The sequence below is a fragment of the Streptomyces sp. NRRL B-24085 genome (genome assembly GCF_001282115.1).
Classification (GTDB): domain Bacteria; phylum Actinomycetota; class Actinomycetes; order Streptomycetales; family Streptomycetaceae; genus Streptomyces.
The window spans coordinates 1-21,439 of record NZ_LJBR01000206.1 but is presented as its reverse complement, the minus strand read 5'-3'; the positions used below and the strand labels follow the sequence as shown (position 1 = coordinate 21,439).

The following is a 21,439-nucleotide window of genomic DNA, read 5'->3' as shown; positions in this document are numbered from 1 at the left end:
TGCCCGTCGGGCGTCCCGGGACGCCTGAGTCGGGGGCTACTCAAGTCCCCCTGTATCAGGACTGAGTAGCGGTGCTCTACCTTCCGTGACGACTTTCGAACGGGACGCGAAGACACCGGAGCTGCCCTGGCCGTTCACCGGCCGGGAGGACGAACTCGAGCTGGTCCGCAGGTCCATGACCGGGGGACGGCAGGGCATCGCGGTGACCGGGCCGGCGGGCCGGGGCAAGACCCGGCTCGTCACGGAGGCCGTACGCGGGACGGACTGCGCGCGGGTGGTGGGCACGCCCGAGGCCCGCGGGCTCCCGTTCGCCGCCTTCGCGCACCTCCTGCCGGAGACGGTGTCCCTGCACCGAGCCGTCCACCTCATGTCCTCCGTGCGGCTGCTGCTCGTCGACGACGCCCATCTGCTGGACGACGCCTCGGCCGCCCTGGTCCACCAGCTCGCGGTGCACGGCCGCACCCGGCTCCTGGTGGTCGCCACCGAGGGCGTGCGGGCACCGGAGGCGGTCTCCCGGCTCTGGACCGGAGAGCTCCTGCCGCGCCTCGCCCTGGCACCGCTGCCCCGCGAGGAGACCGCGCGGCTGCTCGCGGCCGGCACCGGCGGTCTGGAAGCCCTCACCGTCAACCGGCTGCACCGCCTGTGCCAGGGCGATCTGCGACTGCTGCGCGAGCTGGTGGACGCGGTGCGCGAGCGCGGGCTGCTGCACCGGCTCCCGGACTCGGCCGACCGGGAGTGGCGCGGGCCGGTGCCGGTCACCGCGACCATGCGCGAGCGCACCGCTCACCTCCTCGACCGCAGCGGTCCCGAACGGGAGACCCTGGACCGCCTGGCCTTCGGCGAGCCGCTCCCGACGGACGCCGACACGCTCGATCTCGCCGCCCTGGAGGCTCTGGAGGCCGACGGCCTGGTCCACGTCGGCGAACAGGGCGCCGTACGCCTCGCCCACCCCCTGTACGGCCCGGTGCTGCGAGCGGCCGCCGGACGCCTGCGGGCCCGACGGCTGACCGGCGCCCCGGACCGCTGCGCGGCCGCCCTGGAGGCCGAGACGGCCACCCTGACCCGGGCGATCGCTGAGGCGGACGTACGAGCCGTCCCGGCGCCCGTGGGGGAGTGGCTGGTGGCCGAGCACGGCGGCATCCCGGGCCGGCACGCGGCCGTTCGGGCCCGCTTCGCCCGCCTGCGCGGCGAACTGCGCGAGGCCGCGGCCTGGGCCGGGCAGGGCCTGCGCACCACCCCGGACGCCGAGTCCTGCCGCCTCGAACTCGCCCTGGCGGCGGCCCAGTCGGGCGATCCGGAGCCAACGCCGGGCCCGGCCGGCGCGGCCACCGGCGACGCCGCCCCGCCCCCGGCCGAGCCGGGTGGCGGCCGGCCGGCCGTCGCCGCGGTCACCTGGCGGGCCGCCGCCCGCGGCGATCTCGACGCGGCCCTCGGGACAGCCGACCCCTACGACGCCGTCCGCCTCGGCGTGCCCGACCGGGCCGTCGGCCGGCTGAGCGGCGTCCTCGCCGATCACGCCGAGGCCCTCGCCCGCGGCGACGGTCCCGCCCTCGACGAGGTCGCGCGGGCTCTGGAGGAGCGCGGTTTCCTGCTCTTCGCGGCCGAGGCGTACGCCCAGGCCGTAGGGGCGCACCGCGACCCGAGCGCCGCCCGCACCTCACGCACCCGGGCCGCCGCGCTGGCCCGGCGCTGCCAGGGCGCCCGCACCCCGGCCCTGTCCGGGCTGGTGCTGGGCGAACTCACCGCCCGCCAGCGGCAGATCGTCACCCTCGCGGCCGCCGGACTGAGCAACCGCCAGATCGCGGAGAAGCTGACCCTGTCGATCCGTACGGTCGGGAACCACCTCTACAGCGCGTACGCCCGCCTCGGCGCGAGCGACCGCGACGCGCTGCCCTGCCTGGTGGAGCTGCCGGAGGCACAGCCGGCCTGAGCCGTACACCGGACCGGGGCGGTCTGACCCCCAGTATTCGGGGGAGGGGTCAGGCCGCCCCCACACACTGCACGCACCGCCGGAGCCGTCACGCTGCCCCGAACGCCGAGAACGCCCACCCCGTCGCCCGGTGCACCGCGTCCCCCGGCAGCGCGGCCCGCGCGTCACGCAGCGCCTCCGCCAGGGACGCCCCCGCGCTCAGCCCCTTGTGCAGGGTGAGCATCAGCGGCACCACCGCCTCGTCGTTCACCGGCGCGCTGCACGCCACCACCCCCGCCGTGCCCAGCGGCAGCAACGCGGTGACCAGGCCGAGCAGTTCGTCCGCGCCGACCGAGGCGAACCGGGCGGTGTCGCAGCAGGACAGGATGATCCGGTACGGGCTGCGGTCCAGCCGCTCGAAGTCATGGACGATGAGCGGCCCGTCGGCCATCCGCAGCGACGAGAACAGCGGGCTGTCCGCACGGAACGTGCCGTGCGCGGCGATGTGCGCCAGCGCCGCCCCGTCCAGTTCCTCCAACACCCGTGGCACACGCGCGTCCTCGTGCTCCAGGACCGTAGCGGAGCCGTGCCGGCCGGCCAGTTCGGGCACCTCGGCGCCCCCGGTGGCCAGCCCCGGACCGCGCACCAGCACCTGACGGCCGCCCGGCGGCGGCACGGTGTCACGGGCCCGCAGCCAACTGCTCGCCGACGGCGACACGCTGAACACCCGGTCCCGCAGCGAGGGCAGCAGCGCCCACGGCACCTGGTGCAGCCGCCCCGGCGGCACCACCACGACCGGACCTGAGCCGAGCCGCGCCGCCGCCGGCCCGAGCAGCAGCTCCTCCAGCCGCCGCCCGGCCGCCTCCACCACCGGGACCCGTGCCTCCGCCCCCGGATGGGCCAGCCGTCTGAGCCCCGCCTGGACGTGCTCCGCCTCGCGCTCCGCGTCTGCCAGCAGCCCGGCCTCGAACCGCCGCACCCGCCCCTGCGCGCACAGCAGCACCTGAACCCGCCCGTCCAGCACGGCGAGTTCCACCAGCCGTACGTCGTCCCCCAGCCGTTCCAGCAGTCTGCCGGGGTCGAACCGGTAGCCGTCGCCGGGCGCGTCGCCGCGGATGTGGAGGGTGCGGGAGCGGATCTCCCGTTCCAGGCGGCGCTGTTCACGCTCCAGCGTCGGCACGGGGCGGCCCTCCATCCGGGCTGCCTCCGCGCGGGCCGCTATCTCCCGGAAGGCGGTGAGGTCGCTGAGCAGGGCCGGGTCGGCCGGCGGGCGGGTCGGCGGCGCGGACAGCACCGTCGCCCGCCAGCGCTCGCTCCACACCAGCAACCGCCGCGGCCCGCCCGACGCGAGCGAGGCACGCGCCGCGAGCCCGGCGAGCTCGGCGCCCTGCGCGGTGGCCCGGGCCCGCAGTTCCGAGGCGCCCAGGGTCGTGCGGTGATCGTCGAGGACGTCCAGACCACGGCGGCAGGCCTCCAGCACCCCCCGGTCGGACCCCATCGCCCGCGCCCACAGCGCCCGCGCCGCCCAGCCCGTCATCCGGGCCAGCGGCGGTCCGCTGTGCCGGCTGCGGGCGGCCACCTCCAGATGCCGCCGGGCGTCCTCCCGCCAGCCGAGGCCGAGGGCGATCCGGCCCGCGAGGAGGGCGGCCTCGGGGGCGGCCGGCGCGCCGAAGGAGGCCAGCCGGTCGGCGACCGCGGCCGCGTCCGCGACCAGCCGTCCCGAGCCGCGCCCGGCGGCGACCCGCGCCTCGATCAGCACCAGCCGTGCGTGCGTCTCCCACCAGGTGCGCCGCTGCCCCGCGAACAGCCGGACCGCCATGTCGGCGCGGGCGATCGCGGTGTGCGCGTCCCCCGCGTGCCGGGCCGCCCGCGCGGCGGCGAGCAGCAGTTCGGCCTTGAGGGTGGACTGCCCGCCTATCCCGTCGAGCACCCTGATCGCCGCGTCGGCCTCCGCGAGTGCCTCCGGGGCCAGCCCCGCGGCCATCAGCACCTCGCAGCGCCGGACGGTGAGCATGAACGTCGGCGTGCCGAGCTTGGCGTACCGCTCCTGCGCCTCGTCGAGCAGCCGCAGCGCGGCCGGGATGTCCCCGGACCGGTAGGCGGCAAGACCCCGGCTCTCCACCGCGTCCGCCTTGTCGTGCTCCTGACCCGTGGTGTCCCACAGCGCCTCGGCCGCCGTGAAGTCGGCGTCCGCCCGCTCCACCGCCCCGAGCGCCAGGTGCACGGTGGCCCGCAGGGTCAGCGCCCGCGCCGTCCAGATCACGTCGTCCGCCTGCCGCAGCACCGGCACGGCCCGCCGTACGTCCTCCAGCGCCGCCCGGTGATGCCCGAGGACCCAGGAGGCGTACGCCCGCCGGAACAGGACCTGCGCCCTGGTGTGCCCGCTGCTGACCGCGACGCCCCGCTCCAGCGACTCCAGACCCTGCCGGGTGCGCCCGGCGTGCACCAGCGCCACCCCGAGCGCGGCCAGTACGTCTGCCTCCCGGTCGGACGACTCCGAGCGGGCCGCGAGATCGCGGGCCCGGCGCAGATGGTCCAGGGCGATCCGCATGTCGCCCCAGTCCCGCTGCCAGATGCCGATGACCTGGTGGGCGACGGAGGCGTGCAGCGGTGAGGGGTCCGAGCCGAGCACTTCCTCTGCCCTCGCCAGCGCCTGCCTGGGCGCGGCGAACACCATCGGCAGCAGTTCGAGAACCGAGTCGCTTCCCGCTGTCACTCCATGGATGGTAGTGGCCCAGGTGGCGGGCCACACCGGTTTGGCGCTGTATCAATCACCGGACCCGCGGCTCTGACTGACGACCGACGCCTCAGTGGGAGGACACGCCATGGCACCTCAGCGATTCCACGAGCAGTTCGACCAGATCCAGCGCTCCATGCCCGACGTCCCGCTGGCCCTCGGACCTGACGACGCCTCGGAGTTCATCTACGAGAAGGGCGTGGTCCTCGCCCGCGACGGCCGGGACGCGGCGCTCGTCGAGGAGACCGTCCGCACCCACTTCACCGAGGCGACCGGTCTGACCGGCGACTACGTGCGCCGGGACAGCCCCGAGACCAACCGCTCGGGCATCACCCGGATCAAGGTCGGCGACCCGGGCCACGGCGACCGGCGCGGTGACCGCGCGGTCACCCACGCCCTGCGTGCCATGAGCGAACGCGAGGGACGCGCCGGGCACCGTCTGGTCAGCCGCAACCACGTGGTGTCGATCGCGGTCAACTCCTGCCCCGGCGACGAACCCGTGCCGGCCGCCCTCAGCCAGGGCACCAACCCGGCCCCCGCGGAGACCGGTCACGACCCGGACACCGCCGTGGACGTCCTCGTCGTCGACAACGGCCTCACCCACGACCACGCGCTCGTCCCGCTGCTCGCCCACGTCGGGGGCGACCTGCACGGCACCGAGACCGACGGGGACGGCAACCTCCTCCAGTACGTCGGCCACGGCACGTTCATCGCCGGTGTCCTCGCGGCCGTCGCGCCCAACACCGACATCACTGTCCGCAGCACCCTCAACGACGCGGGCGCCATCCTGGAGTCCGAGCTCGGCGAGAAGCTCTTCGAGGCGGTCGCCGACGGCTGGCCCGACATCATCAGCCTCTCCGCGGGCACCTCCAACGGCCGCACCGACGGACTGCTCGGCATGGACGCCTTCATGCAGGAACTGCGCGCCCGCGGCACCCTGTTGGTCGCCGCGGCCGGCAACAACGCCAGCGCCAGCCCGTTCTGGCCCGCCGCCTACGCCGACCTGCCCGACTACCAGGGGGCCGTCCTGTCGGTCGGCGCGCTGCGCGCCGACGGCGAGTTCGGCGCCTGCTTCAGCAACCACGGCTCCTGGGTCAAGGTCTACGCCCCCGGCGAGCGCCTCACCAGCGCCCTCACCGGGTTCGACGCGCCGGTGCCGTACCTGTACCAGCACTCCACCTATGACGCCTGCCGGTACGGCTTCACCTACGTGTGCACCTGCCAGTCGCCCGCCCACGTCGGCATGTTGAGCGAGGACGGCAGCACCGCCAAGCCGGACCAGGTGATGTTCGAGGGGTACGCGCACTGGAGCGGAACCTCCTTCGCGACCCCGGTCGTGGCAGGTCTGGTCGCCGCCCACATGACCGCGCACAAGGAGACCGACCCGCGTGCCGCCCGGCAGCAACTGCTCGCCACCAACACGCAGTTCGCCGAAGTGCGCGGGGCGCACGTACCGGCGCTGAAGCCGGCCGGCTGGCGCCCGGTGCCGGTCGTGCAGCGTCCGGTCGGCGCATGACGGCCGGAGCGGTCCCTTCCACGGCGTACGATTACTTGCCGTACACGAGGGGTGGGACCGTGGACCGAGCAGATGTCGGTGCGCTGGTCCAGTCCGCCGTCGACGGGGACGCGGCGGCCTGGAAGGCGCTCGTGGAAGGGCTGAGCCCGCTGGTGTGGGCCGTGGTGCGCGCGCACCGGCTCTCCGACGCCGACGCGCACGAGGTGTACCAGACCGTGTGGTTCCGCTTCGCCCAGCACCTGGGGCGGATCCGTGAACCCGACAAGGCCAAGTCGTGGCTGGCGAGCACCGCGCGCCACGAGTGCCTGAAGGTGCTTAAGAGCCTGCGGCGGCTGACCGTCACCGACGATCCGCAGCTCCTGGACCGGATCAGCGAGGACCGTACGCCCGAGCAGTCGTTCATCGACTCCGAGGAGGCCGCCGCCCAGAGCGAGCGGGTGCGGCGCCTGTGGCAGGAGTTCGAGGAACTCGGCGAGCGATGCCGGCAGTTGCTGCGCATCCTGATGGCCTCGCCGAAGCCCGGCTACCAGGAGGTGTCCGCCGCCCTGGGGATCGCGGTGGGCAGCATCGGACCACTGCGCCAGCGCTGCCTGAGGCGGCTGCGGGCGCGGCTCGAAGCCCGGGGGGCGGTATGAGCGACATGAACGACGACCTCGGCGACGACGTCCTCGGCCTCGGCGAGGACCTCGGTGAAGAGGCGCTGCCCGACGAGGAGTTCGCCCTCGAACTGCTGGAGGAGGAACTGCGGCAGGCGACGGCCATCCTGGACCCCGTCCCGGCCGCGCTGCGGCAGGTCGCCGTCGAGGCGTTCGCGCTGCACGACCTGGACAGCCGGATCGCCGAACTCGGCTTCGACTCGGTGGTGGACGCCCTGCCGGTGCGGGGGGCGACGGGGACCCCGCGGATGCTGACCTTCCACGCGGGCGAGGTGACGGTCGACGTCGAACTCACCCCGCACGGCCTGATGGGGCAGGTGCTGCCGCCCCAGTCGGCCCGGATCGAGGTGCTCAGCGGTCCGCAGGCGGGCTCGCCGCTCACCACCGACGACATGGGCCGCTTCACCAGTGAGGAGTCCCCGGCCGGTCCCTTCGCGCTCCGGCTGCGGACCGGTGGGGGAGTGGTCGTCACCGACTGGCTGACCGTCTGAACGCCCGCGGCCGTCTCAGCCCAGAGAGTCCACGAGAGCGGCCAGCGCCTGGGCGAGCCGGTCGAGCCCCGGTCCGGCGGGGCCGCCCGGTTCCGTCATGTACGTGTCCCGCCGGATCTCCACCATCAGGGCACTGACCCTGGGATCGCGGCCGTAGAACTCCAGCGGCACGTACGCCCCGCTGAACGGACTGTTCAGCCCGACCTCCCCGAACGCCTCCCGGGCCGCGGCGAGCAGCCCGGGAGGCGTGTGGAAGGGGTCGGTGCCGAGGCAGACCGGGGGCCGTGGCCCCTCGCCGTGGAGTTCGTAGGGCAGCGGCGCGCTGGGGTAGGAGTGCACGTCGATGACGACGGCCCGTCCCGTCGCCTCCAGCCGCTCCGCCACGGCGTCGGTCATGGCCCGGGCGTACGGATGGAAGTAGCGCGCGAGGAGCGGCCCGGGATCGGTGTCACCGGGCCGCAGCTCCTCCCGGTGCGTGGTCCTGGTGTACACGGCCCCCATCCCCACGGCGAGCATCTCCTCCCGCCCGTCCGGGAACCGCTCGGGATCCACGACCAGCCGCGACAGCCGGTTCACGAACCGCCACGGCACCACCCGGGACAGCCGGGCCGCGCGTTCGGCGAGTTCCGCCGTGTGCGCGTCGACGATGTGGTCGAGCTCCCGCTCCAGCGCCGCGTCGTCCAGCACGATCCCGGCCCGCACCTCGGCGGGCGTCTCCCGCGCCGAGTGCGGCACATGCAGGATCACCGACGACCCCGCGGCACCGGCCAACAGTTCGAACGAGGACATACGGCTGCTCCCGGGACGTGATCGGTGACGCGGTGCACCATCTCAGCATGGACACCGGCGACGGGGGGACGAGGGGCCCGGCTCACGCCGGGCCCCGCCCGCCTCCCGTGTCGGCGACGGGGTCCTCCGACATGTGCCCTGTCGGACACCCGCCCTCCGGACACGCCCCAGGCCCGGCCGGGTGAAGCCGGCCCGCGGGGGGTATCGCCCCCGGGCCGGTCCCCGGGACCGGCACCCTCCAGGCGCGCGAGCCCGGCCGACTCCCGTGCCCGAAACGGCCCTCGTAACGTGCCCTGTCCTGTGCGCCCCCCGGACATGCCGCGCCCCGGCTCGGCGCAAGCCGCCCCGGGCGGGGTGGCGCGCCCTCGGCCTGCTCCAACCACCCACGCCCTCGCCGGGGCACGGCCGCAGCCGGCCCCGGTGCCGGGCACAGCGCCCGCCGGTACGTGCCCTGCCGTACACGTCCTCCGGACACACCTCCGCCCCGGCGGGCAGCGGCCGGCCGGGGCGGAGGTATGCAAGCGGCGGGTGTCAGCTCAGGGACGCCAGCGCCTCGTTCCAGGTCGTCGACGGGCGCATGACCTTCGCGGCCTTGGCCGGGTCGGGCTGGTAGTAGCCGCCGATGTCGGCCGACCGGCCCTGCACGGCGTTGAGCTCCTCGACGATCTTCTGCTCGTTCGCGGCGAGGGTCTCGGCGAGCGGGGCGAAGGCCTTCGCCAGGTCCGCGTCGTCGGTCTGCGCGGCCAGCTCCTGCGCCCAGTACAGGGACAGGTAGAAGTGGCTGCCGCGGTTGTCGATGCCGCCGACGCGACGGGTCGGGGACTTGTCCTCGTTGAGGAAGGTCGCCGTGGCGCGGTCGAGCGTGTCGGCGAGGACCTTGGCCTTGGAGTTGTTCGTGGCCGTCGCGTACTGCTCCAGGGAGGGGACCAGCGCGAAGAACTCACCGAGGGAGTCCCAGCGCAGGTAGTTCTCCTTGACGAGCTGCTGGACGTGCTTCGGCGCGGAACCGCCGGCGCCCGTCTCGAACAGGCCGCCGCCCGCCATCAGCGGGACGACCGACAGCATCTTGGCGCTGGTGCCCAGCTCCAGGATGGGGAAGAGGTCGGTCAGGTAGTCACGGAGCACGTTGCCCGTCACCGAGATCGTGTTCTCGCCGCGACGGATGCGCTCCACCGACAGCTTGGTGGCCTCGACGGGGGCGAGGATGCGGATGTCCAGGCCCTCCGTGTCGTGCTCCGGCAGGTACGCCTTGACCTTGGCGATGAGCTGCGCGTCGTGCGCACGGGTCTCGTCCAGCCAGAACACGGCCGGGTCGCCGGTGGCGCGGGCGCGCGTGACGGCCAGCTTCACCCAGTCCCGGATCGGCGCGTCCTTGGTCTGGCAGGCGCGGAAGATGTCGCCCGCCGAGACCGTCTGCTCGATGAGCGCGGTGCCGTTCTGGTCGACCAGGCGGACGGTGCCGGTGGCCGGGATCTCGAAGGTCTTGTCGTGGGAGCCGTACTCCTCGGCCTTCTGCGCCATCAGGCCGACGTTCGGCACCGAGCCCATGGTCGAGGGGTCGTAGGCGCCGTTGGCCCGGCAGTCCTCGATCACGGCCTGGTAGACACCGGCGTACGAGGAGTCCGGGAGCACCGCGAGGGTGTCGGCCTCCTGGCCGTCCGGGCCCCACATGTGACCGGAGGTGCGGATCATGGCCGGCATCGAGGCGTCGACGATCACGTCGGACGGCACGTGCAGGTTGGTGATGCCCTTGTCGGAGTCGACCATGGCGAGCGCCGGGCCCTCGGCGAGCTCGGCGTCGAAGGACGCCTTGATCTCGGCGCCCTCGGGCAGGGACTCCAGGCCCTTGTAGATGCCGCCCAGACCGTCGTTCGGGGTCAGGCCGGCCGCGGCGAGCGTCTGGCCGTACTGCGCGAAGGTCTTCGGGAAGAACGCGCGCACCACGTGACCGAAGATGATCGGGTCCGAGACCTTCATCATCGTGGCCTTGAGGTGCACGGAGAACAGCACGTCCTCGGCCTTGGCGCGGGCGATCTGCGCGGTGAGGAACTCCCGCAGCGGGGCCACGTGCAGCACCGAGGCGTCGACGACCTCGCCCTCCAGGACCGGTACCGACTCGCGCAGCACGGTGGTGGAGCCGTCGTCGCCCACCAGCTCGATCCTCAGCGAGCCGGCCTCGGAGATCACGACGGACTTCTCGGTGGAGCGGAAGTCGTCCACGCCCATGGTGGCCACGTTGGTCTTGGAGTCGGCCGACCAGGCGCCCATGCGGTGCGGGTGGGTCTTGGCGTAGTTCTTGACCGAGGCGGGGGCGCGGCGGTCGGAGTTGCCCTCACGCAGGACCGGGTTCACGGCGGAGCCCTTGACCTTGTCGTAGCGGGCCTGGATGTCCCGCTCCTCGTCGGTCTTCGGGTCGTCCGGGTAGTCCGGCAGCGCGTAGCCCTGCGCCTGAAGCTCGGCGACGGCGGCCTTGAGCTGCGGGATCGACGCCGAGATGTTCGGCAGCTTGATGATGTTGGCCTCGGGCGTCTTCGCCAGTTCGCCCAGCTCGTGCAGGGCGTCCGGGATCCGCTGGTCCTCGGTCAGGTACTCCGGGAACACCGCGATGATGCGGCCGGCCAGCGAGATGTCCCGCGTCTCCACAGAGACACCCGCCTGCGAGGCGTACGCCTGGACCACCGGCAGGAAGGAATACGTCGCCAGGGCCGGGGCCTCGTCAGTGTGCGTATAGATGATGGTCGAGTCAGTCACCGGGTGCTCCGCTCCACGTCTGCAACATTGCTCGACATCAAGATATCTCGTGACCGGCCCGGTCTCGACAGCGGTCCTCGACAACAGCGCTCCTCGGCGGCGACCCTCGGCCGCGCAGATCCCCCGGGGCAACCGAAGCGTCTGATCTTGTGGTCATGCACCTTGATCGCAGTCGTCCGACGGCCGGACCCGACCAGCCGGCCGCCCGAGGGAAAGCAGACCATGAGATATCGCACCAGAGTGACGGCCCCGGCAGCGCTGCTCGGCACCGTGGCGGCCCTGACCGAGGCCGCCCCGGCGCACGCCGACCCGGAAACCGGCACCCCGGGCCCGGAGACGCTCGGGGACCCCGTCTTCCCGGGCCTCGGCAACGACGGCTACCGCGTCTGCGCGTACGACCTCGACCTCGCGTACGACGCCACGACCCGGCTCGTAGACGCGACGGCGACCCTGACGATCACCACCACCCAGGAGCTGAGCCGCCTCTCCCTGGACGCGCTGGGCCTCGACGTGCACGAGGTGCTGCTCGACGGCGTGCCGGCCGTCCGCGAGCAGGCCGGTGCGAAGCTGCGGATCACCCCGGCCGCCCCGCTGGCCGCGCGGACCACGGCGACCGTGACCGTGACGTACACGGCGGACCCGCGGTCCGCCGTCACCCCCACCGCCTGGGTGCCCACCCCGGACGGTTTCGCGGTCTGCCCCCAGCCCGACGCGGCGCACACGGTCTTCCCCTGCAACGACCACCCCTCGGACAAGGCGGACATCAGCTGCCGCATCACCGTCCCGGCCGGTCTCAAGGGCGTGGCGAGCGGCCGGCTGGTGAGCACCGAGGACCTCGGGGACGGCCGGACCGCGTACCGCTACCAGTCCCGGGAGCCGATCGCCACGGAGGTCGTGCAGATCACGGTCGGCGACTACGTGATCAAGGAGCGGCAGGGCCCGCACGGACTCCCGCTCAGGGACGTCGTGCCGGCCGCCCGGGCCGCCGCCCTGGAGCCCGCCCTCGCCCTCACCCCGAACCTGGTGAGCTGGATCGAGCAGCGGCTCGGGGCGTTCCCCTTCGAGACGTACGGGCTGCTGCCCTGCAACAACGACGCCTCGAACGCCTTCGACTTCACGGGCCTGGAGACCCAGACCCTCACCCTGTACAAGCCGAACTTCCTGCTCCAGGCGGAGAGGAGCATCGGCTCGCACATGATGCACGAGCTGGTCCACTCGTACTTCGGCAACAGCGTGAGCCCGGCCACCTGGTCCGATCTGTGGCTCAACGAGGGCCACGCCGACTTCTACGGGCTGCTGTACCGCTACGAGCGCGGCTGGGCCGACTCCCTGGGCCTGACCACCATGGAGGCGCGCATGAAGGACACGTACGCCCGCGGCGACCAGTGGCGCAGGACCTCGGGCCCCGTCGCCGCCCCGAACGCGGCCGACCTCTTCGACAGCCAGCGCTACCTGGGCGGCGTCCTCGTCCTGTACGCGCTGCGCCGACAGGTCGGCGAGACGGTCTTCGCGGCGATCGAGTCGACGTTCCTCGAGCGCTTCCGCAACGCCTCCGCGTCGACCGACGACTACATCGCCGTCGCCTCGGAGGTCTCCGGCGCCGACCAGTCGGGCTTCCTGGGCGACTGGCTCTACGGGACGAAAACCCCGAGGATGCCCGGTCACCCGGACTGGACGGTGACGCCCGCCAGTTCCGCGCTGCGCCGGCCGCAGAACCGGACCGACGGCCACTGGCACGACAACTCGGCGACGCTGTAGGGCTCAGTCGAGCCGGGCGGAGGGCACCTCGCCCGGCTCGACCACCGTCTCCGCGCCGCGCTGGTGCGGGATCGACACCGATCCCTGCTGGAGGGCCACGGTCCGCGTCGGCGCCGGGATCCGGATGCCCTCCTCGCGGTAGCGCTTGTGCAGCTGCTTGATGAACTCGTGCTTGATGCGGAACTGGTCGCTGAACTCGCCGACGCCCAGGATGACCGTGAAGCCGATCCGGGAGTCGCCGAAGGTGTGGAAGCGGACCAGCGGCTCGTGCTCCGGGACCGCGCCCTCGACCTCGGTCATGACCTCGGTGACGACCTCGCAGGTGACCCGCTCGACGTGGTCGAGATCGCTGTCGTAGGCCACCCCGACCTGCACCAGGATCGTCAACTGCTGCTCGGGTCGCATGAAGTTGGTCATGTTCGTCTTGGCGAGCTCGCCGTTGGGGACGACGATCAGGTTGTTGGAGAGCGCGCGGACCGTGGTCTGGCGCCAGTTGATGTCCTCGACGTAGCCCTCCTCGCCGCTGGCCAGCCGGATGTAGTCGCCGGGCTGGACCGTCTTGGAGGCGAGGATGTGGATGCCCGCGAAGAGGTTGGCGAGCGTGTCCTGGAGGGCGAGCGCGACCGCGAGTCCGCCGACGCCCAGGGCGGTGAGCAGAGGCGCTATGGAGATGCCGAGGGTCTGGAGCACGACCAGGAAGCCGATCGCCAGGACCAGGACCCGGGTGATGTTGACGAAGATCGTGGCCGATCCGGCGACTCCGGAACGGGACGTGGTGACCGTCCGCACGAGCCCCGCGACCAGCCGGGCCGCCGCCACCGTCACCACGAAGATCAGCAGTACCGTCAGCACCTGGTTGACCGTGCGCTGGACGCCCTTGGTCAGCGGCAGGGCGGCCGCGGCGACGGCGAGACCGCCCGCGACCGCCGCCGAGGGCACCACGGTCCGCAGCGCGGCCACGAGGACGTCGTCACCGCCCCACTTGGTGCGGTCCGCGTGCTTGCCCAGCCACTTGAGCAGCATGCGCAGCAGAAAGGCCGCCACCAGGCCCGCGACCACGGCGACACCGGCGCCGATCATGTCGTCCATGGTGAGATCCCGTTGAAATGCCGTCACGTTGCCACCTGTTCGATATTGCGGGATGTGCGATCGCGTCGGCCGTGTGGAGGTTCCGTGGCCGACGCGACCGCTCATCCTGCCGTATCCGACACGGCAGTTCGTACCGGGCGGGGCGCCGGATCGCCCGGTTTCAGACGATGCCCTCGGCGAGTTCGGCCTGTTCCCGGTCGGAGTAGGCGGCGGTCGTGGGCGTTCCGTAGGAGCGCCGGGCCACGAACCACCACACCGTGGCCAGGAGCAGGACGACGGCCAGCGCCACGGAGGCGTAGTTCATCGTGTCCACCGTCACCGGCGAGGACTGCGGCAGGCAGAACAGCACCGTCACACACGCCACCCACACCACGGCCGTCCATCCGATGGGCTTGCTCCACCTGCCCAGGCTCCACGGACCCGGCTGAAAACGGTCCCCCGCGCGCAGCCGCAGCAGGACGGGGATGGCGTACGCGGGCGTGATGCCGATGACGTTGATCGCGGTCACCGCGCCGTAGGCGGTCGCCGAGTACAGCGAGGGCAGGGCGAGCACCCCGGCGACCACGACCGACAGCCACACGGCGGCCACCGGCGTCTGGGTGCGGGCGCTGACCTTCCGCCACAGCGCGGAGCCCGGCAGAGCCTTGTCCCGGCTGAACGCGAACACCATCCGGCTGGCCGCGGCGACCTCGGCGTTCCCGCAGAAGAGCTGGGCCACGATCACCACGACGAGCAGCGCGCTCGCGCCGTCGGTGCCGAGCCCGTCGAGCAGGATCTGGGCGGGCGGCACCCCGGTCGCGCTGGCCCGGGTGGCGTCGTAGTCCTGGATCGCGAAGGTGAGCCCCGCGAGCAGCACGAACCCGGCGACCCAGGACACCCAGATCGCCCGCACGATGCCCTTGGCCGCCGACACCGAGGCGTTGGAGGTCTCCTCGGACAGGTGGGCGGAGGCGTCGTAGCCGGAGAAGGTGTACTGCGCGAGCAGCAGGCCGATCGCGGCCACGTAGACGGGGTTGTGCCAGCCGGTGTCGTTGACGAACTCCGTGAACACGAAGGACGGCGACCGGTGGCTGTCCGGGACGATCCACAGGGCACCGACGATGACCGCCACACCGGCCAGGTGCCACCACACGCTGATCGAGTTGAGCACGGAGACCAGCCGCACGCCGAACAGGTTCAGCACCGCGTGCAGCGACAGGATCGCCAGGAAGATCAGCATGGTCTTCCCCGGGGTCGGCTCGAAGCCCCACTGGAGGTTGGCGAACGCGCCCGCGAACAGGGCGGCCCCGTAGTCGATGCCCGCGATCGCGCCGAGCAGACCGAGCAGGTTCAGCCAGCCCGTGTACCAGCCCCAGCGGCGCCCGCCGAGCCGGTCCGCCATGTAGTACAGGGCGCCGGACGTCGGATAGGCGCTGGTGACCTCCGCCAGCGCGAGTCCCACGCACAGCACGAACAGGCCGACGCCGGCCCAGCCCCACAGCATCACCGCGGGGCCGCCGGCGCCCATGCCGAAGCCGTACAGGGTCATGCAGCCGGACAGGATCGAGATCACCGAGAAGCTGATCGCGAAGTTGCCGAAGCCGCCCATGCGCCGGGCGAGCACGGGCCGGTAGCCCAGTTCGCGCAGCCGCTGCTCCTCGTCGGGCTGCGGGACCTCGGGGGACATCGACGGTTCTGACGACATACGGAGACCTCCGGTGAAGGGGCGGGGGACGGACGGGAGTCAGGGGCCCTGCACCGCGGACCGGCTGCGGGCCCGCGCCTGGAGGAAGACCTGCACGCCCTGCCCCCGCTCGCCGCTCGCGTCGGCGCGGTAGGACCAGGGCAGCGGCGTGTAGTAGGGACCGAGCGCGTCGAACACCTCGGTCGCCGCCTCGAACCGCAGGGCGCCCCACAGGGCGTGAGCGAGATGGTTGAGGTCGAGCGGGGTGCGCTCCTCGGCGGGGGCCCGCGCGAACCAGGCCCCGTGCGCCCGGCCCGCCTCCCGGACCGCGTCCTCGGCCACCCAGTGCAGGTCGAGCGCGGCGCTGTGCCCGGCGCTGCGCCGGTAGCGCTCGACCCGTACGTACAGCGGCAGCACATGGAGCGCGGATCCCGGCGGGGCGGACTCGGCCGCCCAGTGCGCGTAGCCGACCGCCTCCGCCAGCCGCCCCGAGGAGGCCCGCGCGTACAGGAACTGCAGCATGCGGTGGTGGGCCTCACGGTTGTACGGGTCCCGCTTGTCGGCCTCGGCCAGCAGCCCCCAGGGCCCCGGCGGCAGCATCGGCCCGGGCGGCTCGGCCCGGTGCTCCTCCCACAGCAGCCGGTCGTCGAGCTGCGCCAGGGCCAGCAGGCACACCCAGGGCACCGGGTCGTGGGCCGCGATCCGGGCCGCGGTCCGGCTGACGTCCCAGGCCTCGATCCACAGTTCGTGCGTACGGCGGTGCCGCTCGCGCCGGGCCCGCAGCGCGCGCTCCACGGCGACCCGGGCCCGCATCACCGCGGCCGGCACGCTGCCGGGCTCCTCGCTGAGCCAGGCCCGCACCACGTCGGTGCCCGCCGCCGCCGCGGCCAGCACCTGGGTGCGCTGGGTCCACTGCCACCAGGCGGTGGTCCGCTCCAGCAGGGTGCGCATCGACATCCAGCGCCCGGTGCGGACCTCCTGGAGGGCGGCGCGCAGTTCCGGGTCGTGGCCGGCGGGATCGTATACGGGGCGTGCTCCTTCTCTGGCCATCACCGGCCCGCCCCGGACGCGGGACCGGGCAGGACGGCAGGGTGGAGTAACAACAGCCCTCCTCGGGGCGGCGGTTGAGGAGATCGCGCGTCGGTCGGCGGTCACTATAGGGGCGGACAAACGACAGCACACCACCTTCCCGATCATTGAGAACTTCTTGTGAAACAGGGCGAGTTGACTGGTGATCGACCAGTCAACGCGGGCGGGCAACCGCTGGTGGGAGCGCCTTGACGCGGTACGGACGGCAGCGGCAGGCTGTCGGATCGTGATCACTTCGGGAGGGGTGCGATGACCGGTCCGGTGCTCGCCGTCGACCAGGGCACCTCCGGCACCAAGGCCCTGGTGATCTGCCCCGAACGCGGTGTCCTCGGCACCGGGTTCGCCGAGGTGCGGCCCCGTCACCTCTCCGGCGGCCTGGTCGAGGTCGACCCCGCGCAGCTGTACGACTCGGTGATCGAGGCGGGTTCGCGGGCCCTGGCGCAGGCGGGTGAACCCGTGGCCGCGCTGGGCCTCGCCAACCAGGGGGAGACCGTGCTCGCCTGGGACCCGACGACGGGCCGGCCGCTCACCGACGCGCTCGTGTGGCAGGACCGCCGGGCGGAGTCCGTGTGTGCCGAACTCTCCGCACACGGCGACGAGTTGCGGGAGCTGACCGGACTCCCGCTGGACCCGTACTTCGCCGCGCCCAAGATGGCGTGGATACGGCGTCACCTCACCCGGGAGGGCGTCGTCACCACCAGCGACGTCTGGCTCGTCCACCGGCTCACCGGCGCCTTCGTCACGGACGCCGCCACCGCCGGGCGCACCCAGCTCCTCGACCTCGACCGCGCGCAGTGGTCGGCGCGCGCCCTCGACCTGTACGGCCTCGCCGGCGAACGGCTCCCCGAGATCGTCGACAACGCCCGACAGGCCGGCGCGACCAGGGCGTTCGGCCCGGAGATCCCGCTCACCGGCCTGGCCGTGGACCAGCAGGCCGCCCTGCTCGCCCAGCGCGTCACGGCACCCGGCGGCGCCAAGTGCACCTACGGGACCGGGGCGTTCCTGTTCGCCAACACCGGGTCCGAACCCCGGCGCGGCGGTTCGGGACTGGTGAGCTGCGTGGCCTGGCGGCTCGACGGGCGTACGAGCTACTGCCTGGACGGCCAGGTGTACACGGCCGCGTCCGCGGTCCGCTGGCTCACCGACCTGGGTGTCATCGGCGGCGCGGCCGACCTCGACGCGGTGGGCGGTGCGGTGCCCGACAGCGGCGGGGTCACCTTCGTCCCCGCCCTGGCCGGACTCGCGGCCCCCTGGTGGCGGGGCGACCTGCGGGGCTCCCTGACCGGCCTCGGCCTCGACACGGGTCCCGGGCACCTGGTGCGCGCCCTGTGCGAGGGCCTGGCGGCCCAGGTCGTGGAGCTCGCCGAGGCCGCCGCGCGGGACCTCGGCACACCGCTGGACGTCCTGCGCGTCGACGGGGGCCTCACCCGCTCCACCCTCCTCATGCAGACCCAGGCCGACCTGCTCCAGCGCCCGGTCGAGGTGTCGGCACTGCCGGACGCGACGGCCCTCGGCGTGGGCGCCCTGGCACGCCTCGGCGCGGAACCCGGCCTGGAGCCGGCCGACGCACTGCCCGACTGGAGGCCGGCCACGGTCTACGAGCCGAAGGTGTCACCGCAGGAGGCGGCCGACCGACTGGGCGGCTTCCGCAGCGCGGTCACGGCACTGCTCGAAGGAACGCCCCGGTGAAACGCGCGGAAGGAACCGTCACCCGCCACGGTCCCCTGCCCGCAACGCCGTACGACGTCACGGTCGTCGGCGCCGGTGTGGTCGGCAGCGCGACAGCCAGGGCCCTCGCGCACCACCCCCGTCTCCGCGTCGCGCTCGTCGAGGCCCAGGACGACATCGGCCAGGGCAGCTCGAAGGCCAACACCGCCATCCTGCACACCGGCTTCGACGCCACCCCGGGCTCCCTGGAGGCCCGCCTGGTGAGGGAAGGCGCACGGCTGCTCGCCGACTACGCGGCCGCCACCGGCATCCCCGTGGAACCCGTCGGCGCACTCCTCGTGGCCTGGGACGAGGAGCAACTCGCCGCCCTGCCCCGCCTGCTGGACAAGGCCGAGCGCAACGACTGCCCGGACACCCGTCCGATCGGCCCGGACGAGCTCTACGCGCGCGAACCCCACCTGGGCCCCGGCGCACTCGGCGCCCTGCACGTGCCCGGCGAGAGCATCGTCTGCCCCTGGACGACGACCCTGGCGTACGCCACCCAGGCCGTCCGCAACGGCGTCGACCTCCACCTCGGCACCCGGGTCGGGACGGTCGGCCGGGACGACGACACCCACGTCCTCGACACGGACCGGGGCACCCTGCGCACCCGTTGGCTCGTCAACGCCGCCGGCCTGCACGCCGACACCCTCGACCGTGCCCTCGGCCACGACGACTTCACGGTCACCCCGCGCCGCGGCCAGCTCCTCGTCTTCGACAAGTTCGCCCGCGACCTGGTGCGGCACATCCTGCTGCCCGTCCCCACCGCCCTCGGCAAGGGCGTCCTGGTCGCCCCCACCGTGTACGGCAACGTCCTCCTCGGCCCCACCGCCGAGGACCTGGACGACAAGCGGGCCACCCACTCCACCGCCGAGGGCCTGCGGGCACTCCGGGACCAGGGCCGCCGCATCCTGCCCCGCCTGCTCGACGAGGAGGTCACCGCCGTCTACGCGGGCCTGCGCGCGGCCACCGAGCACGAGGACTACCGCATCGCGGCCCACCCCGGGCAGGCGTACGTCACCGTCGGCGGCATCCGCTCGACCGGACTGACCGCCTCGCTCGCCATCGCCGCGCACGTGACGGACCTGCTCGCCGACGCCGGACTGGACCCGGGGCCCGCCGAGGAACTCGAACCGGTCCGCATGCCCAACCTCGGCGAGGCGTTCCCGCGCCCCTACCAGCGGCCCGAACTCATCGCCGCCGACCCCGAGTACGGCACCCTCGTCTGCCACTGCGAGCGGGTCACCCGCGGCGAGATCCGCGACGCGCTCACCGGCACGATCCCCCCGGCCGGCCTGGACGGACTGCGCCGCCGGACCCGGGCCCGGGCGGGCCGGTGCCAGGGCTTCCACTGCGGGGCCGCGGTGCGGGAGCTGTTCGAGGAGGCACGGAGGTGAGCGGTGCGCGTCAGGTCGACGTCCTGATCGTCGGCGCCGGTCCCGCCGGACTCGCGGCCGCCGCCCGCCTGGCCGCGGCCCGGGTGGCCCGCATCGAGGTCCTGGACCGCGAACCGCAGGCCGGGGGAGTGCCCCGGCACTGTGCCCACGGCGGCTTCGGCACCTGGCTGCACCCCCTGACCGGGCCCGCCTGCGCCCGGCTCCTCGTCACCGCGGCCGAGGGCGCCGGAGCCGTCGTACGTCCCGGGGTCACCGCCCTCGACTGGACGGGGCCGCTGTCGCTGCACACCGTCGGCCCGCGCGGACCGGAGACGATCGAGGCGCGGGCGGTCGTCCTGGCCACCGGCGCCCGTGAACGCCCGCGCTCCGCACGGCTGGTGCCCGGCACCCGCCCCGCCGGTGTCCTCACCACCGGCGAACTCCAGCAGGCCGTGCACCGGTACGGGCAGCGCGTCGGGGAGCGCGCGGTCGTGGTCGGCGCGGAGGACGTCTCCTACGCGGCGGCCGCCACCGTACGGGCCGCCGGAGCGGACGTCGTCGCCATGCTCACCGGCCTGCCCCGGGCGCGGACCACGCCCGCCCGCGCCGCCGACGCCCGCCTGCGGCAGCGCATTCCGCTGCTCACCGGCACCACGGTCACCGAACTCCTCGGCCACGGCCGGCTGTCGGGCGTGCGGGTGCGGCACCGTGACGGCAGGACGGCCGTACTGCCCTGCGACACCGTCGTGTTCACCGGCGACTTCGTGCCCGAGCACGAACTCGCCCGGCGCGGCGGCCTGATCCTGGACACCGGCACCCGGGGCCCGGCCGTCGACGGGTCGCTGCGCACCTCACGGCCCGGCGTGTTCGCGGTCGGCAGTGTGCTGCACCCCGGGGAGAGCGCGGCGACCGCGGCCCGCGAAGGGGCGCACGTGGCCGGAACCGTCCTGGAGGCACTCGCCGGAGCCGCAGCCCCGGACGGTGTCCCGCTGTCGGTGGCGCCGCCGCTGCGCCGGATCGTCCCGAACCGGGTCACCCCGGCCGACCGCGGGCCGTACGTCCTGCGCACGACGGCCCCGCTGACCGGCCCGCTGCTGCGGGTCACCCAGGACGGCCGCACGCTGTACCGCCGGCGACTGGCCAGGGCGGTTCCGTACCGGCCCCTCACCCTCACCGCGCGATGGACCCACCTGGTCGACCCCCGGGGCGGTCCCGTGCGGGTGACGCTCGGCGACCGGTGAACGACACGAGCGCCGGTCAGATCACCTTCAGCCGCACCAGCGCGCCCAGCGTCAGCGCGCCCGGCACCAGCGGCACCCAGACCGTGATGATCCGGTAGGCGAGCACCACCGCCGTGGCCACGGCCGCCGGGCCGCCCGCCGCCACCAGCGCCACCACCAGGGCCGCCTCCACCGATCCGACCCCGCCCGGCGTGGGCACCAGCGCCACCGCGCAGGTCGCCGCGAGGTACGCGAGGGCCATGTGCGCGGGCGGCACCGACAGCCCCATCGCCCGCCCCACCGCGGCGAGACCGGCCGCCTGGAGGGCCGGGAAGGCCAGCGCACCGCCCCACAGGGCGAGCGCCCGGGACGGCCGGGCGTGCACCGAGCGGGCCTCGCCCAGCGCGGTCCGCAGGAAGGAGCCCACCGCCGTCCGCACCCGGCGGACCCCGGCGAGCACACCCACGGCCGCCACCAGCACCGCGCCCAGGCCCAGCAGCAGCGGACCGGCCGCCGTGCCGGGCAGCAGGGTGCCGAGCCGCAGCGCGCCCGGGAAGGCGACGAGGAGCGCGCTCAGCAGGGCGAGCCGGCCGACCGCCTCCGCCAGCAGGTACAGGGCGAGCGCGGCCGACGAGCGGGCGAGCGGCACCCCGCACACGGTCATGAACCGCAGGTTGACCGCGCTCGC

15 protein-coding genes are annotated in these 21,439 nt (G+C 73.8%); 8 read left to right on the top strand and 7 right to left on the bottom strand.

The window, feature by feature from the left end; all coding sequences use genetic code 11:
* Positions 1-85: 85 nt before the first annotated feature.
* A complete protein-coding gene (locus AOJ26_RS22310; protein WP_053850107.1) occupies positions 86-1,930 on the top strand; it encodes a LuxR family transcriptional regulator in 1,845 nt (614 codons plus the stop codon).
* A gap of 88 nt (positions 1,931-2,018) precedes the next feature.
* Here the strand turns inward: AOJ26_RS22310 and AOJ26_RS22305 are convergent, their stop codons facing one another.
* Entirely contained in the window at positions 2,019-4,586 is a 2,568-nt protein-coding gene (locus AOJ26_RS22305) for a CHAT domain-containing protein (RefSeq protein WP_053850106.1), read from the bottom strand.
* A 148-nt stretch (positions 4,587-4,734) separates the two neighbouring features.
* On the opposite strand from AOJ26_RS22305, the gene AOJ26_RS22300 reads away from it, so the two are divergent.
* The 3 genes from AOJ26_RS22300 to AOJ26_RS22290 are packed head-to-tail and all read left to right on the top strand — an operon-like array spanning position 4,735 to position 7,309.
* Complete coding sequence (locus AOJ26_RS22300; protein ID WP_053850105.1) at positions 4,735-6,162, top strand: S8/S53 family peptidase; 1,428 nt, start codon at positions 4,735-4,737, stop codon at positions 6,160-6,162.
* 59 nt (positions 6,163-6,221) lie between these two features.
* Positions 6,222-6,797, top strand: a complete 576-nt coding sequence (locus AOJ26_RS22295; protein ID WP_053850104.1) for an RNA polymerase sigma factor — start codon at positions 6,222-6,224, stop codon at positions 6,795-6,797.
* Positions 6,798-6,802: 5 nt separating this feature from the next.
* Complete coding sequence (locus AOJ26_RS22290) at positions 6,803-7,309, top strand: hypothetical protein (protein WP_053850103.1); 507 nt, start codon at positions 6,803-6,805, stop codon at positions 7,307-7,309.
* A gap of 15 nt (positions 7,310-7,324) precedes the next feature.
* Here AOJ26_RS22290 and AOJ26_RS22285 read toward each other — a convergent pair whose 3' ends face one another.
* Both AOJ26_RS22285 and AOJ26_RS22280 read right to left on the bottom strand, forming a co-directional pair.
* Entirely contained in the window at positions 7,325-8,098 is a 774-nt protein-coding gene (locus AOJ26_RS22285; RefSeq protein WP_053850102.1) for an N-formylglutamate amidohydrolase, read from the bottom strand.
* Between the two features lie 531 nt (positions 8,099-8,629).
* Positions 8,630-10,849, bottom strand: a complete 2,220-nt coding sequence (locus tag AOJ26_RS22280) for an NADP-dependent isocitrate dehydrogenase (protein WP_053850101.1) — start codon at positions 10,847-10,849, stop codon at positions 8,630-8,632.
* A gap of 222 nt (positions 10,850-11,071) precedes the next feature.
* Here AOJ26_RS22280 and AOJ26_RS22275 point away from each other — a divergent pair, with 222 nt between their 5' ends.
* Complete coding sequence (locus AOJ26_RS22275) at positions 11,072-12,607, top strand: M1 family metallopeptidase (protein ID WP_053850100.1); 1,536 nt, start codon at positions 11,072-11,074, stop codon at positions 12,605-12,607.
* 3 nt (positions 12,608-12,610) lie between these two features.
* Here the strand turns inward: AOJ26_RS22275 and AOJ26_RS22270 are convergent, their stop codons facing one another.
* From AOJ26_RS22270 to AOJ26_RS22260, 3 genes are all read right to left on the bottom strand, one after another.
* Positions 12,611-13,696: a mechanosensitive ion channel family protein gene (locus AOJ26_RS22270; RefSeq protein ID WP_053850099.1), complete on the bottom strand. Its 1,086-nt coding sequence runs from the start codon at positions 13,694-13,696 to the stop codon at positions 12,611-12,613.
* 160 nt (positions 13,697-13,856) lie between these two features.
* On the bottom strand, positions 13,857-15,380 hold the full coding sequence (locus tag AOJ26_RS22265; RefSeq protein ID WP_053850098.1) for an amino acid permease: 1,524 nt from the start codon (positions 15,378-15,380) through the stop codon (positions 13,857-13,859).
* 39 nt (positions 15,381-15,419) lie between these two features.
* Positions 15,420-16,409 carry a hypothetical protein gene (locus tag AOJ26_RS22260; RefSeq protein ID WP_053850097.1) on the bottom strand — a complete coding sequence of 330 codons (990 nt, stop codon included), beginning with the start codon at positions 16,407-16,409 and terminating at the stop codon, positions 15,420-15,422.
* Between the two features lie 288 nt (positions 16,410-16,697).
* On the opposite strand from AOJ26_RS22260, the gene AOJ26_RS22255 reads away from it, so the two are divergent.
* The 3 genes from AOJ26_RS22255 to AOJ26_RS22245 are packed head-to-tail and all read left to right on the top strand — an operon-like array spanning position 16,698 to position 20,772.
* On the top strand, positions 16,698-18,137 hold the full coding sequence (locus tag AOJ26_RS22255; protein ID WP_053850096.1) for an FGGY family carbohydrate kinase: 1,440 nt from the start codon (positions 16,698-16,700) through the stop codon (positions 18,135-18,137).
* Positions 18,134-19,552 (top strand): FAD-dependent oxidoreductase, encoded by a 1,419-nt coding sequence (locus AOJ26_RS22250; protein WP_053850095.1) that lies wholly within the window; start codon positions 18,134-18,136, stop codon positions 19,550-19,552. Before AOJ26_RS22255 ends, AOJ26_RS22250 begins: the two co-directional genes overlap by 4 nt.
* A complete protein-coding gene (locus AOJ26_RS22245) occupies positions 19,549-20,772 on the top strand; it encodes an NAD(P)/FAD-dependent oxidoreductase (protein WP_053850094.1) in 1,224 nt (407 codons plus the stop codon). Before AOJ26_RS22250 ends, AOJ26_RS22245 begins: the two co-directional genes overlap by 4 nt.
* 16 nt (positions 20,773-20,788) lie before the next feature.
* Here AOJ26_RS22245 and AOJ26_RS22240 read toward each other — a convergent pair.
* Positions 20,789-21,439 (bottom strand): lysylphosphatidylglycerol synthase domain-containing protein (locus AOJ26_RS22240; protein ID WP_053850093.1); only part of this gene is annotated, 651 nt, incomplete at its 5' end.

Bases quoted from the DNA above. Each gene is read 5' to 3' on its own strand.
- AOJ26_RS22260 (WP_053850097.1), bottom strand. From the start codon at position 16,409: ATGGCCAGAGAAGGAGCACGCCCCGTATACGATCCCGCCGGCCACGAC.
- AOJ26_RS22285 (WP_053850102.1), bottom strand. From the start codon at position 8,098: ATGTCCTCGTTCGAACTGTTGGCCGGTGCCGCGGGGTCGTCGGTGATC.
- AOJ26_RS22305 (WP_053850106.1), bottom strand. From the start codon at position 4,586: ATGGTGTTCGCCGCGCCCAGGCAGGCGCTGGCGAGGGCAGAGGAAGTG.
- AOJ26_RS22300 (WP_053850105.1), top strand. From the start codon at position 4,735: ATGGCACCTCAGCGATTCCACGAGCAGTTCGACCAGATCCAGCGCTCC.
- AOJ26_RS22290 (WP_053850103.1), top strand. From the start codon at position 6,803: ATGAACGACGACCTCGGCGACGACGTCCTCGGCCTCGGCGAGGACCTC.
- AOJ26_RS22275 (WP_053850100.1), top strand. From the start codon at position 11,072: ATGAGATATCGCACCAGAGTGACGGCCCCGGCAGCGCTGCTCGGCACC.
- AOJ26_RS22265 (WP_053850098.1), bottom strand. From the start codon at position 15,380: ATGTCGTCAGAACCGTCGATGTCCCCCGAGGTCCCGCAGCCCGACGAG.
- AOJ26_RS22255 (WP_053850096.1), top strand. From the start codon at position 16,698: ATGACCGGTCCGGTGCTCGCCGTCGACCAGGGCACCTCCGGCACCAAG.
- AOJ26_RS22270 (WP_053850099.1), bottom strand. From the start codon at position 13,696: ATGGACGACATGATCGGCGCCGGTGTCGCCGTGGTCGCGGGCCTGGTG.